Below are 13,284 nucleotides of genomic sequence, written 5' to 3'. Positions count from 1 at the left end.
CCCTCTTTGTGCAGGGCAAGCATTGGGTGGGCCTTGCCCTTGGGTTCGCCTGATTCAGAGGCAAACGGCAGAGCAAGAGACGGGCTCCGCGGTGCGCCAAGAGCCGCAGACGGGGCTCCGCTTCGCGAATCGCCAAGAGCGTAAAGACAAGGCTCAGCGGCTGCGCAGATGGGTCAGAAGCTCTTCGAGGTCCGCGGGAATCGGAGCGGAGAATTCAAGCCGTTCTCCCGACGCCGGATGCGTGAAACCGAGCGATGCCGCATGCAGGGCCTGGCCCTGCAGCTTCAAACCGCCGGTGCGGCCGTACATCGGATCCCCTACGAGAGGATGACCGATAAACTTCATATGCGCACGGATCTGATGGGTGCGCCCGGTTTCGAGTTTCAGCTCGAGCAGCGTGTAATCGCCGAAGCGTTCCATCACGTTGAAATGCGTGATCGCATGCTTCCCGCCGCTTGAGACGACGGTGAACATTTTGCGGTCATGCGGGTCGCGGGCCAGATTGGCGTCGACCGTACCGTGATCGTGCCCGATGTTGCCGTGAACCAAAGCCCGGTAAATCCGGCTGACCGAGTGTTCTTTGAGCTGGTCGGCCAAGGAAGTATGGGCTTTGTCGTTCTTGGCGGCCATCAGCAGGCCGCTGGTATCTTTGTCGATACGGTGTACGATACCGGGACGAACTTCCCCGTTGATGCCCGACAGGTCTTTGCAGTGGAACATCAAGGCATTCACCAGCGTACCCGACGAATGGCCGACCGCAGGATGCACAACCATGCCGCGAGGTTTGTTTACGACGATCACATCGGAGTCCTCGTACACGACTTCGAGCGGAATGTCTTCCGGCACGATATCGACGGACTCGGGAGCCGGAATACGAACTTCAACGGTTTCGCCTTCCGTAAGCTTGTGGTTGGCTTTGGCGGTTTTCCCATTGACGGTTACATGCCCCTGATCGATCCAGAGCTGGATCTGCGAACGGGAAACTTCGTCGCCCATCGCTTCGGTGACGTATTTGTCGAGGCGCTGCTTTTGAGATTCTGCAGATACGTTCCATTGCAGACTTTCTTCTTCCGGCGCGTTTTCTTCCGCCGAAGCGGAAAGATCCGCAGATTGCTTGTTATCCATGTTTATTCCTCCGTACGTTCTTCAAGCTTGTCCGTAGACTGCGTTTCGTTCGGGCGTTTGGCGTCGAGCAGGGTGTCGATAATGATGAGGGCAACGCCGACCACGATGCAGGCATCCGCAACATTGAAGATCGGGAAGCTGTAACTGCCGAAGTTGAACAGGAAAAAATCCACGACTTCGCCCATGCGAAGACGGTCCAGGAAGTTGCCGAGTGCGCCGCCGAGTACAAGGCTGAGTGCGACAGGCAGCAGACGCGCCGAACCCTTGGCATGTTTGACACGCTGGAGATACCAGACAATACCGGCAACGACCACAAGCGTCACAATGATAAAGAACCACTGCTGCTCCTGCAGAATGCCAAACGCAGCGCCTTTGTTCCGGTGCGAAGTCAGGATAAAGAAGTCGCCTATAATCGGAATTTGCTCTTTAATCTCCATACGCGTAGCTACCAAATATTTAGTACCTTGGTCGATCAGAAAAGCTACAAGCGCGATCACATAATAAATCACGTTAATCCGTCACCTCATACCTTCAAGTTGGGACCGGCGGACGACAAAAGCTTCCTTTCCGGCCCGTCTATTGTAGCACAGCGCCGAAGAAAGCGTCTATCGCACGGGCCGGAAGCCGCTTTGTATGTACCGGCGGTTGGGGCTGCGGACCCCATGCCGAAATTCCCGGTCGAACACCTTTCCATTCCTTCGCAGGAGCCGGGCAGAACAAGGCCCCGCGGTCGACCGTCGACAAGGACGGTGTCCGCGGGGGCCTTCCGCAGTCTTTACAAACGTCTGGCGGCGAGCGGTTTGCGTCAGTCTCAGTGAATCTTGATGCCGACTTCTTTGCCGCCTAGCGTCATTCTCTCCATATCGCCTTGCGAACCGAACGATACGCCGTCCACGAGCACGTTCTCGCGCAGCACGGAATCGAACGCTTTAAGCGCGGCCTGCAGTTCGGCGTCGACGTCGAACGTCAGATCCACTCGCTGTTCGACTTTGAGGTCGAGCTTTTTGCGCGTATCCTGCACGGCCCGGACGATCTCGCGGACCCAGCCTTCCTGTTCGAGTTCCGGCGTCACGTCGGTATTCAGCGCTACGGTCAGGCCGTAGCCGGACGCGGACGCGAATCCTTCTTTCGCTTTTTTCTCGATCAGCAGTTCTTCGCCCGCTACCTGCAGTTCTTCGCCTTCAGGCGACGTGATGTTGAAGTGTCCGCTGTCCACGACCGCGCGCGTTTCCTTCGCCGTCATGCCTTTGAAGTGGTTTTGCAGGAAGCCGACGTTTTTGCCGTACTTTTTGCCCGCCACTTTGAGGTTCAGCTTGAGCGTGTAGTCGACGAAGTCGCTGTCCCCGCTCTCGATCCGGATCTGCTTCACGTTGATCTCGTCCTTGACGATCTCGGCGTAATCCGTCAGGTCGAACTCGCGGTCCATCGAGACGATCAGCTCGGACAGAGGCTGGCGCGTCTTGAGGCTGTTCTCGTTGCGCACGTTGCGGGCCAGTTCGACGATCTGCTGCGACGTCTTCATATCGCGCTCCAGGTCTTCGTCGATCAGCGAAACATCGGCCGTCGGATAATCCGCCAGATGTACGCTTGTTTGGCCGCCCAGGTTGCCGTACAGGTCTTCGGCCAGTACCGGCATGAACGGAGCGATCAGGCGCGCAAGCGTCGAGAGCACTTCGGTCAGCGTCCGGTAAGCGTCGAGCTTGTCGTCCGTCAGGCCGCTGCCCCAGAACCGGTCGCGCGAACGGCGGATATACCAGTTGCTCAGGCCGTCGACGAATTCTTCGATGCCTTTGGCGGCGCTCAGGAAGTCGTTATCGGCAAGCGCTTCGTTCGCGGCCGCCACCAGGCTGTGCAGGCGGGACAGAATCCAGCGATCCAGGCGTCCGGTCGGTACTGCAAAAGGATGCTCCGCCGGATCGAAACCGTCGATGTCCGCGTACAGCGTCAGGAACGCATGCGTGTTGACGATCGTGTCGACGACTTTGGACTTGGCTTCGCCCACGACGCTTTTGGAAAAGCGCTTGGTGTTCCACGGCGCGCTGTCGGCCAGCATCACCCAGCGGAACGCGTCCATGCCGTATTCTTCGAGCACTTCCCACGGATCGACGACATTGCCTTTGGACTTGGACATCTTCTGCCCGTTCTCGTCCAGGATATGCCCCGTCGCCATGACGGATTTGTACGGCGCTTCGCCGGTGATCATGGTCGATACCGCAAGCAGGCTGTAGAACCAGCCTCGCGTCTGATCGATCCCTTCGACGATCATGTCGGCCGGGTACTGCGCTTTGAACGCTTCTTCGTTTTCGAACGGATAATGCTGTTGGGCAAACGGCATCGAACCGCTGTCGAACCAGACGTCGATCACTTCGGACGTACGGGTCATGACCGCGCCTTCGGCGAACGGGGACTTGAGCTTGATCGCGTCCACGTAAGGCTTGTGCAGCTCGATGTCTTCCGGCACGAAATCGACGGCGCGCTCGCGCAGGTCGGCGATGCTTTTCGGCGCGTATTCCTTGCCCGTCTCTTCGCATACCCAAACGTTGAGCGGCGTGCCCCAGTAGCGGTTGCGGCTGATGTTCCAGTCGATCAGATCGTCGAGGAATTTGCCGAAACGGCCGTCGCGTACATGTTCCGGATACCATTTGACGCCTTTGTTGTTCTCGACCAGTTTGTCTTTGACCGCCGTCGTGCGGATAAACCAGCTGTCCGTCGCATAATACAGCAGCGGCGTATGGCATCTCCAGCAGAACGGATAGCTGTGCTCGTATTTTTCTTTGCTGTACAGGCGCCCTTTTTCGGACAGCGTTTTGACGATCTCGATATCGGTCTCGCCGTCTTTGACGAAACGTCCGGCAAAATCGGTCACTTCATCGACGAAGCGGCCCTGCGAATCGACCAGGTTGATGAAGCTGATCCCATTCTCGCGGCAGACCCGGTAGTCGTCTTCGCCGTGCGCCGGCGCCAAATGAACCACGCCCGTACCGCTCGCATCCGTGACGAAGTCCGCGCCGAGGATCAGATGTCCTTTTTCAGGTGTAAAGTAATGGAACGGCGCGTCATAGCTCAAACCGACAAGTTCCGTACCCGGCAGTTCGGACAGCGTCTCGTACTCGCCTTTGAGCACGCTGCCCGTCAAGTTTTTCGCCAAGATCAGCACTTCGCCTTCCTGCTTCACTTTGACGTAAGTCATCGCTGGATTGACGGCCAGCGCGATGTTCGAAGGCAGCGTCCACGGCGTCGTCGTCCAGGCCAGAACATACTCGCCGCTCTCAAGCTTGAACTTGGCGGTCGCGCTCAGGTCTTTGACATCTTCGTAGCCCTGCGCCACTTCGTGCGAGCTCAGCGTCGTCTGACACGAAGGACAATACGGGCTGACGCGGTGTCCGCGGTACAGCAGGCCTTTATCGTGGATCGTGCCAAGCAGATTCCAGACACTTTCGATATATTTGTTATCCAGCGTGATATACGGGTTGTCGAGATCCGTCCAGTATCCGATCGCTTCGGTCAGCTCGCGCCACTGCTTCTCGTACGTAAACACGCTCTCTTTGCACTTTTTGATAAACTTCTCGACGCCGTATTCTTCGATATCGTGTTTACCCGAGATGCCAAGCTGCTTCTCCACGCCCAGCTCGACCGGCAGACCATGTGTATCCCAGCCCGCTTTGCGGACGACATGGAAGCCCTTCATCGTCTGGTAGCGGCCGACGAAGTCCTTGATAACGCGCCCCAGCACGTGTCCGATATGCGGAACCCCGTTTGCGGTCGGCGGTCCTTCGTAGAAGACAAAGTTCGGCTTGCCTTCGCGGTTTTCGATCGAATGCTTGAACGTATTCTCTTCATTCCAACGGTTCAATACCCGCAGGTCGCGCGCACGCGCTTTTTCTTTCACATCGACTCTTTGCATGTCTGTCGGCTCCTTCTGTATAGGGAATGAATGCTCGTAAAAATCACATAAAGGGTCTTAAAAACAAATAAAACCCCGCCCCCGTAAAGGGACGAGGCCTGCTCGCGTTACCACCCTTGTTTCGCCTGACTGCACAGTCTGTCCGAAAAACGCCGGAGCACGCCGCTTTTCGGGCATCGCGCAGCAGAGCGACACCTTGTCTTCCGCGTCCAATAACGCGGGGCCGCTGTAACGGTCGGCATCCGATACGGCCTACTCTCTTCCGCCGTACAATAGGCCAAAGGATTCGGGCGTACTTCTCCGGGACGATCTTCGGTCAATGCTTCGTACACCGGCTTGCAGCTCTTGAAGGCCCGGCTCTCTGGAGAACGAATGGCATCACGTACTGTTCCCATCGTTGAATTTGAGTCATGATTATGGATTGAATCGGGATACTGCGTCTTGAACGCCGCAGCGGCGTTCTTTATTTATAGCGCTATCGGCGAACGTTGTCAATAGCTGACGCGCGTCTCCGACGGCTCGCAAAACTCAGTACGATTCGCTTGTCCGGCGGCGCTCGGCCTGGGCCTGCTCCATCTCGCGGTCAAGCTCGCGGCTCTGGCGGTCCAGTGCGTCCCAACCGTCCTGGGCAAGCAGTTCAAGCTGCGCTTCGATCAGTGTCCGGAAACGGGTCCGGTAGATGGAAGCCTGCTTTTTGAGTTCTTCCATCTCCACGGCGACTTTGCGCGATTTGACCAACGATTCGTTGATAATGCGATCGGCGTTTTTTTCCGCTTCTTTTACGATCAGCTGCGCTTCCTTCTTGGCATTGCCGCGCACTTCGTCCGCCGCTTCCTGGGCCACGATGATCGTCTTGCTCAGCGTGTCTTCCAGATTCATGAAATGGTTCAGACGCTCTTCCATCGAGGTCATGCGGTGCAGAAGATCTTTGTTCTCGCGAATGACGCTTTCGTAATCTTTGATGACCTGATCCAGAAACTCGTTGACTTCATCCTCATCGTATCCGCGAAGACGCCGGCTGAATTCTTTGTTATGTATATCCAGCGGTGTTAATGCCATGTTGTGCACCTCCAAGTGTATTGAGCACGCCGCCAACCCCTCGGCGAACGGCCGGCTGTATCCGGTTCGTGCAGAGGACCGCCTGCCGCAGTCCCTTTTCGTTTTATCGGAATTTCGACGCCGAAACGTGAACTCCTGCAAGAAACCTTGTCGGCTCTACACAAATTCTACACGAATTTGCCGACCCGGATCCGATACCGGCCTTTTTTCGTCAGATCGCCAATCTCCAGCACCCGGAAACGTCCAAAGCCCTGAAGCGAGACGGTATCTCCTTCGCGCAGCGTTTTGGAGGGGTCTTCCTCCACTTTCCAGTTTACCCGGCAGCGTCCCGCTTTAATCGGAGCCAGAATCTTCGCCCGGCTCATTCGGTAGACATCGCTGGCTATGCCGTCGAGACGAGGAGACGCGACCGTTAGTTCCATTTCCGCCAATTGCGATTCCGAAGCCAACAGCGAAGCGGCAGGCAGCAGTTCGGTAAATACGTTCACCCGATGCACCTGCCGCAGCTCCAGATTAAGAAAATCCGCGATCTCGGCGGCGACCACAATGTGGCAGCCGTCTTCGCGCGGATGAATATCGCCGATCTTGGCACGCTTCATACCGAGTCCCAGCACCGAGCCCATATAGTCGCCATGTCCGAGTTCCGTGAATTTGGTGTCCGCCGGCGTAATGGAGAGCACAGTCAGCTTCATATCCTCGTTTTCGAGCTCCCGGTAATCGGGCGCAATAAGCGCCCGCCGGCGTTCGGCGTTCGGACTGCCGCCTTCGAGGCGAATCGAGACATCCGGCTCGCCGCCGGCCAGCATCGACAAAATCTGAAGCTGGCGCGGATCGAGAAAGTCGGTCAGCTTCGTTTCGTGATAGCGGGCCGCCCCTTCCAGCCATTCATTGGCGCGGTCGACGAATTCGCGTTCGTCGGGATGAACGTGTTCGTACAGCTTTTTCGTCATGCCTTCGACTCCTTCCACTCAGCCTGTCCGTTTACATAACCGCTTGGATTAGCAGCAGGAACAGATACATCACGCCGCGCTGAACGAACTGGAGGACGAAGAAAGCGACGATCGGGGAGATATCGAGCATTCCGCCAATCGGCGGAATAAAGCGGCGGAAGATAGAAAGATACGGTTCCGCAATCTTGCCGAGAATGACGCCGACCTGGCTTTCGCGAACGTTCGGAACCCAGGACATCAGGATATAAATGATGAGGATCCAGGAATAAATCTGGAAAAGCAACGGAATAAAGTTATAAATCTGAATCAGAAATTCTACCAAGCTGCTGTCACCTCATTTGATTATTGAATTCGTGATCTTCGCGGATCAGGTCCGCAATGGTGCCTTCGACTTCAACCGTATCCGGCGTACACAGGAAAATGTCTCCGCCGACTTTGGAAATGTTGCCATTGATCGCATAGACGGTGCCGCCCAGGAAATCGATAATCCGCTTGGCATGGTCGCGGCGGACCTGCTGCAGATTGACGACAACCGAACGGTGCGCACGCAGATGATCCGCAATTTGCTGCGCATCGTCGTAGGTGCGCGGCTCTACCAGAATCACTTTCACGCTTTTTTGCGCATGGATACTGACGACGTTGTTTGCTTTTGCATTTTTACGCGGTTCGTAATTGGAGGCCGAGTCGTACGCCGGGTCTTCCGCCTCGGTCACTTTCTCACGCTCCACGATCTCTTCTTCTTCCTGCAGGCCGAGAAAATTCATAAAACGGTTCATGACGCCCATCTTCAATCCTCCTCTTTTCCTACCAGAATCGATCCCAGTCGGAGCCAAGTCGCCCCTTCCTCGATCGCCACTTCGAAATCGCCCGACATCCCCATCGACAAATGTTCGATCGGTTTCTCCGTTGCCTCGCGGGCATTGAGTTCGTCGCGCAGCTCCCGCAGACCGCGGAATACCGGACGCGCTCCTTCGGCATCCGAGTCCAGCGGAGCCATCGTCATCAGACCGACGATGTCCAGATGCGGATACTCCCGCAGCTTCCGAACAAAATCGTATACATCCTCGGGAGGCATGCCGGACTTGGAGTCTTCGCCCGATATGTTGACCTGGACGAAAGCCTTTACCGTTATATCGGCTGCCGCGGCTTGTCGTTCCAGCTCTTTGGCCAAAGACAGACGATCCAAGGAATGAATATAGGCGAATTTCCCGATGACGTCTTTCACTTTATTGCTCTGCAGCTGTCCGATAAAGTGCCAGATTCCCCGGCTGCCGAGCGCTTCCCATTTCGGTTTGGCGTTCTGCCAGCGGTTCTCGCCGATATGCCGGATTCCGCTGTCGAACACGTTCGCCGTTTTTTCAGTCGAAACGTATTTCGTAACCGCTACAATATGGATTTCTTCGGGCGACCGTCCCGCACGTTCACAGGCGGCCGACACCGTTTGGTTGACATGCGCGATCCGTTGTTCCAATGTCACCGGAGCGTGCCTCCTTCTTTCAGCCCAATCCAGCTTGCCATCCGTCCGGTCCGTCCTTTTTCCTGGCGATGCGAAAAGAACAGATCGGTCCGGCTGCTTGTGCACCAGCCGGTGCATGCGATGCTTTCCGGACGTATTCCTGATCTTATCATAAGGTGTCGGTTCAATTCTTTCAAGTTCAGCAGCGCTTTGCCGCCTCCCCGGTCTTTCGAAAAGTCAGAGAGCGAACAGGAATCATTACCCGGCTCCTTTTCAAGCAAAACCCGTACCCGGTCCAATACCGCCTCGTCCACTTCGTAGCGGCTTTCGCCGATACAAGGACCGATAGCGGCCAGTATGTCTGTAGGGCGGCTGCCGTAATGCCCGGTCATCTTCTCCGTCATCCGCCGAGCGATTTCCGCAACCGTGCCTTTCCAGCCGGCATGGGCCAGACCTGCCACCTGCCGGACCGGATCGTAAAAGTAAAGCGGCGTACAGTCGGCGTAAAACGAAGTCAGCAGCACACCGGGCACATTCGTAAGCAGTCCGTCCGTATCCGGAAACGCGCTTTCCCGGTCCAGACGTCCGCGCCCGCGGTCTTTTTCCGTTACAATCGCAATCTCGGCCAAATGTACCTGCTCGCCGCTTGTCCAATCTTCGAATCGAAATCCGGCCGCTTCCGCTACCCGAGCCCGATTCTCGGCCACGTGGGCCGGATTGTCGCCGACATGCAGCGCACAGTTCAACTGTCCGTAAATGCCTTCGCTTACTCCGCCTTTACGTCCCGTGAATCCCGCGCTCACGTTCCCGAAATGCCGCCAAGGCTCGATATCGAATATTTCCGCCCCGTTTTCCGCCGACCGGCGCACAAAAGGTTCTCGTATAAAAGTCATTGCGTTCGGTTCCTCCTTGCTCGATCCCGGCATGTTGATTTCCGGGCTCCCGTGTTAAAAAAAGATCCGCTTCCGTGTAGCGAAAGCGGATCTTCCATAATCGCAGCTGGTACCCTTTCAACTCTTAATCAGAGGTTTACGTTTTCCTGAAATAACAATTCCGTCGGAGACTTCGTACACGCTTCAGGTACGAAATCTCAGGGGGAGCGTAACCTTACCTTTAGTGTTGACAAGGTACTGATACCTTGACCGATAATGATGTTAGGTTACGCCCCTCGAAAACCCGTTTGAACCCTGCGTGTTTCCGATGAACGCAAACCTTGGATTTAATTCGGCCAAGGTACTGGGTTAGTCGTTGTTCTGACGCGAACGGTTCCGCAGGAAGGTTGGAATATCCAACTGATCCGTTCCCGATTGAGGATCAAATGCCGGTCTTTGCGGCTGCGAGCGGTCGGTCGCATTCTCCGGCTGCTGCACCACGGGCTTGCGTACGATCGGTTTCATCGGAGACGGCTTGTGCTCGAATCCGGTTGCGATCACCGTGACCTTGATCTCGTCCTTCATGTCTTCTTCGATAATCGCACCGAAGATCATGTTCACTTCCGGATCGGAAGCTTCGATGACAATCTCGGCCGCTTCGTTGACTTCGTACAGCGACAGATTCGAACCGCCGGTAATGTTCATGATGACGCCTCTTGCGCCTTCGATGGACGTTTCCAGCAGCGGGCTCATGATCGCTTTGCGTGCCGCATCGGCCGCGCGGTTCTCGCCCGATGCTTCGCCGATGCCCATGAGTGCCGAACCGCGCTCGGTCATGATCGTCTTGACGTCCGCAAAGTCAAGGTTGATCAGGCCCGGAACGGCGATCAGGTCGGAAATACCCTGAACGGCCTGACGCAGCACGTTATCGGCTTCCCGGAAAGCTTCCAGCATCGGCGTCTTTTTATCGACGATCTCAAGCAGACGGTCGTTCGGAATTACGATCAGCGTATCGACCTTTTCCTTGAGGGCTTCGATTCCGAGTTCCGCTTGTGCAGCGCGCTTGCGTCCTTCGAACGTAAACGGACGCGTAACGACCCCTACCGTCAGAGCGCCGCATTCGCGTGCGATTTCGGCAATGACCGGAGCGGCTCCCGTTCCGGTACCGCCGCCCATGCCTGCGGTGACGAAGACCATATCCGCGCCTTTCAGCGTGTTGCTGATCAGTTCGCGGGATTCTTCAGCGGCTTTCTTGCCGACTTCCGGGTTGGCGCCTGCGCCAAGACCGCGGGTCAGTTTATCGCCGATCTGAAGTTTGTGTTCGGACTTGGACAGGTGAAGCGCTTGAGCATCCGTATTGACCGTAATAAATTCAACGCCTTTGACGCCATTTTCGATCATTCGGTTGACGGCATTGCTACCTCCGCCGCCTACGCCGATGACTTTAATGCGTGCAAGGCTTTCCATTTCGAAATCGAATTCCAACATAGTCCTCCATCTCCCCCTCGTTTTCCTTGGATGGGCTCTTTTTTGTGTTCCTCATATAAATTCGCTAAACATATTTTTGAGCTTTTCTAGGAAACCGGTTTTCTGAGCCGTCTCCGGCGCGGGATTGGATTTAGGACGATTGACGGGTTTCTTGCCCGGCGCTGCATTTCCTCTGCCGCGGTTCTTCCGAATAACGCTGTACAAAATGCCGATCCCGCTTGTGAAGGCGGGGTCCCGCACGCCGATATAATCCGGCACGGCAAGACGCACAGAAGCCGTCAGTTCGCTTTGGGCAACTTGCAGGACGCCCGGCATGGCAACCGTTCCGCCGCTCAACACATAGCCGCCGGAGATGTCCCGGTAGCCCATGCGGTGTATTTCTTGATGAATAAGCTGGAAGATTTCTTGCACCCGGGGTTCAATGATCGCCGCCAGGTCTTCCTGCGTATATTCTTTCTCGATTGTGCTTCCAATCCGGTTGACCTTGAATACAACGTCCGCCGCAGCGTCCGCCATCATGGCGCATCCGTATTTCAGTTTCACCTTTTCGGCCTGGTCGGTTACCGTACGCAGACCGTATGCGATATCGTTTGTTACATATTCGCCTCCGACCGGAAGCGTAGAGACGGCCGCAAGATGACCGCTTTCGAAGACAGAAATCGTCGCCTGGCCGGCTCCGATATCGATCAAAGCCGTCCGCATCGTTTTTTCGTCCTTGGTAAGCGCCAGCTGGCCGGCCCCGAGGGAAATCAGCACCAGTTCTTTCACCTTGAGGTCGGCTTTCTCCACGCAGCGCAAAAGATTATGTATAGCCGTCTTTGCGCCGGTGACAATCGTAGCTTCCACCTCCAAGCGGGATCCGATCATGCCCCGCGGATCCTGAATTCCCTCCAAGCCGTCAACCACGAACTGCTTGGCAACGACATCGATGATTTCACGTTCCGGCGGAAGAGCTACAACTTCGGCGGCTTTGGTGACCCGCTCGATGTCGTCTTCCCCGATTTCTCGGTCTTCGTTCGATACGGTTACAACGCCTCGGCTGGCCTGTAGTCCGATATGACTGCCCGATATGCCGACATAAACTTCCGTTATTTGAATGCCGACCATCCGTTCGGCATGTTCCACGGCGCCGCGAATCGACTGCACGGTTTGATCGACGTCAACTATGGCGCCTTTTCGGATTCCTTCCGAATCGGCCGATCCAACTCCAATAATATTAAAGGTTCCGTTGCTTATTTCCCCAATAATAGCACGAACTTTGGATGTACCGATGTCCAAACTAACAATGATGTCATTGTTGCTCAAGCCCTTGGCACCTCCCGTTTACAAAATTATTCACCTGGTTCGTTTAAAGCCGGGTATTTTGCGTATCTACTATACAATAATTCAACGCGGCTTAAACTTTCCCTCTTTCGTTTTGAATTTTTTTTATGCGCTTGTATATCTTTTTGAGAGAATACAGCACACATTATAGCATCTTTTAAGTCAGGGGAGTAGCGGAGGTTAAGGAGTCTCTCCGCCTTCCTCTTCGGTTTCCGACTGGATGAAAGGAACAAAGTCGTCGGCTTCGAGCAGTTTGATCTTGCCCGGGTTCTGGGTTTCGGTGATACCTCCCAGAATTTCGAGCTTGTCTTTCAGCAGGGAGATGGTGGTCTCCACTTCAAAGCGCGAACGGGTATACACCTTGATTTTGTCCGGGAAAGAAGGAGCCGGAAACGGCATAATCTCCGACAAATCGGACAGCAGACTGTCCGGCACCGAAGCCAAAGCGCGGCAGAGTGCGGCTTTCTGCTCTTCTTTTCCTGCCCATTCGGTCAGCATGGGCTTCTCCGCGGGCAGGCCCTGATCGCGAAGCGGAATCTCGGCACCGCTGCCGAGCAGCGCCTGGATGCTGCCGTCTTCCAGCAGTTCGTAAGCCACCGGATCGTATTCGTCGACGGTAAGCAGAATCTTCCCGGGAAACCGCTTTTTCACCGTCGCCCCCTCGACCGCTCTCAAATTCGACACGATTCGCTGCTCGACATTCGACGAACTCGAAGCGAAGAATTGTCCTCCGATACGCAGGCCCGCCGCCTCGATCACCGCCGAACGGTCGACATACACATTGCCTTCGACTTCGATCTGCTGGATACGGCTCAGCGGAGATTGGAAAAAGACCACGCTAAGTATGGCCGCCAGCAGCAGAATAAGGACGAACCAAAGTTTCCATCGTCCCCGGCGGCGCGGTCTGCGACTTTCCTGCTCTTCCTGTTCGATCGGTTTGACTACTTTAAGCATGGCCATTCTCCATCCGGCCGCCCGGTCTCCTTTTCTTCGACAAGCAAAGATCGGAGCAGAACGGTTAATTGCGCAGTACGCGGAATTCGCAACGTCCATGGAACGAAGGAATTTTGTGTTACGTTCATTATACACGTGCCGCGCCCTATGGCA

General features: G+C 55.7%; 12 protein-coding genes. All 12 read right to left on the bottom strand.

Annotation, left to right across the window (positions count from 1 at the left end; all coding sequences use genetic code 11):
• Positions 1-153 precede the first annotated feature (153 nt).
• Positions 154-1,125, bottom strand: a complete 972-nt coding sequence (locus tag HOP44_RS01160; RefSeq protein WP_172249817.1) for an RluA family pseudouridine synthase — start codon at positions 1,123-1,125, stop codon at positions 154-156.
• A gap of 2 nt (positions 1,126-1,127) precedes the next feature.
• Positions 1,128-1,634: a signal peptidase II gene (gene lspA / locus HOP44_RS01155; RefSeq protein ID WP_172249816.1), complete on the bottom strand. Its 507-nt coding sequence runs from the start codon at positions 1,632-1,634 to the stop codon at positions 1,128-1,130.
• Positions 1,635-1,936: 302 nt separating this feature from the next.
• Positions 1,937-5,029: an isoleucine--tRNA ligase gene (ileS, locus tag HOP44_RS01150; protein ID WP_172249815.1), complete on the bottom strand. Its 3,093-nt coding sequence runs from the start codon at positions 5,027-5,029 to the stop codon at positions 1,937-1,939.
• A 528-nt stretch (positions 5,030-5,557) separates the two neighbouring features.
• A complete protein-coding gene (locus tag HOP44_RS01145; protein ID WP_172194154.1) occupies positions 5,558-6,088 on the bottom strand; it encodes a DivIVA domain-containing protein in 531 nt (176 codons plus the stop codon).
• A 167-nt stretch (positions 6,089-6,255) separates the two neighbouring features.
• Entirely contained in the window at positions 6,256-7,038 is a 783-nt protein-coding gene (locus HOP44_RS01140) for a YlmH family RNA-binding protein (protein ID WP_172249814.1), read from the bottom strand.
• Between the two features lie 31 nt (positions 7,039-7,069).
• Positions 7,070-7,360, bottom strand: a complete 291-nt coding sequence (locus HOP44_RS01135; protein ID WP_172249812.1) for a YggT family protein — start codon at positions 7,358-7,360, stop codon at positions 7,070-7,072.
• 7 nt (positions 7,361-7,367) lie between these two features.
• Positions 7,368-7,823, bottom strand: coding sequence for a cell division protein SepF (locus tag HOP44_RS01130; RefSeq protein ID WP_172194151.1), 456 nt, complete (start codon positions 7,821-7,823; stop codon positions 7,368-7,370).
• A gap of 2 nt (positions 7,824-7,825) precedes the next feature.
• On the bottom strand, positions 7,826-8,515 hold the full coding sequence (locus tag HOP44_RS01125) for a YggS family pyridoxal phosphate-dependent enzyme (RefSeq protein WP_172249810.1): 690 nt from the start codon (positions 8,513-8,515) through the stop codon (positions 7,826-7,828).
• A complete protein-coding gene (gene pgeF, locus HOP44_RS01120; protein WP_172249808.1) occupies positions 8,512-9,387 on the bottom strand; it encodes a peptidoglycan editing factor PgeF in 876 nt (291 codons plus the stop codon). Before pgeF ends, HOP44_RS01125 begins: the two co-directional genes overlap by 4 nt.
• Positions 9,388-9,735: 348 nt before the next feature.
• Positions 9,736-10,854 carry a cell division protein FtsZ gene (gene ftsZ, locus HOP44_RS01115; protein WP_172249806.1) on the bottom strand — a complete coding sequence of 373 codons (1,119 nt, stop codon included), beginning with the start codon at positions 10,852-10,854 and terminating at the stop codon, positions 9,736-9,738.
• 51 nt (positions 10,855-10,905) lie between these two features.
• Positions 10,906-12,159: a cell division protein FtsA gene (ftsA, locus tag HOP44_RS01110; RefSeq protein WP_172249804.1), complete on the bottom strand. Its 1,254-nt coding sequence runs from the start codon at positions 12,157-12,159 to the stop codon at positions 10,906-10,908.
• Positions 12,160-12,357: 198 nt separating this feature from the next.
• Complete coding sequence (locus tag HOP44_RS01105; RefSeq protein ID WP_172249802.1) at positions 12,358-13,131, bottom strand: cell division protein FtsQ/DivIB; 774 nt, start codon at positions 13,129-13,131, stop codon at positions 12,358-12,360.
• Positions 13,132-13,284: the final 153 nt, after the last annotated feature.

Source organism: Saccharibacillus deserti, assembly GCF_013618475.1.
GTDB lineage: Bacteria > Bacillota > Bacilli > Paenibacillales > Paenibacillaceae > Saccharibacillus > Saccharibacillus deserti.
This window is presented reverse-complemented; position numbering and strand designations above follow the sequence as displayed.

Bases quoted from the DNA above. Each gene is read 5' to 3' on its own strand.
- HOP44_RS01145 (WP_172194154.1), bottom strand. From the start codon at position 6,088: ATGGCATTAACACCGCTGGATATACATAACAAAGAATTCAGCCGGCGT.
- ftsZ (WP_172249806.1), bottom strand. From the start codon at position 10,854: ATGTTGGAATTCGATTTCGAAATGGAAAGCCTTGCACGCATTAAAGTC.
- ileS (WP_172249815.1), bottom strand. From the start codon at position 5,029: ATGCAAAGAGTCGATGTGAAAGAAAAAGCGCGTGCGCGCGACCTGCGG.
- HOP44_RS01130 (WP_172194151.1), bottom strand. From the start codon at position 7,823: ATGGGCGTCATGAACCGTTTTATGAATTTTCTCGGCCTGCAGGAAGAA.
- pgeF (WP_172249808.1), bottom strand. From the start codon at position 9,387: ATGACTTTTATACGAGAACCTTTTGTGCGCCGGTCGGCGGAAAACGGG.
- HOP44_RS01105 (WP_172249802.1), bottom strand. From the start codon at position 13,131: ATGCTTAAAGTAGTCAAACCGATCGAACAGGAAGAGCAGGAAAGTCGC.
- HOP44_RS01160 (WP_172249817.1), bottom strand. From the start codon at position 1,125: ATGGATAACAAGCAATCTGCGGATCTTTCCGCTTCGGCGGAAGAAAAC.
- HOP44_RS01140 (WP_172249814.1), bottom strand. From the start codon at position 7,038: ATGACGAAAAAGCTGTACGAACACGTTCATCCCGACGAACGCGAATTC.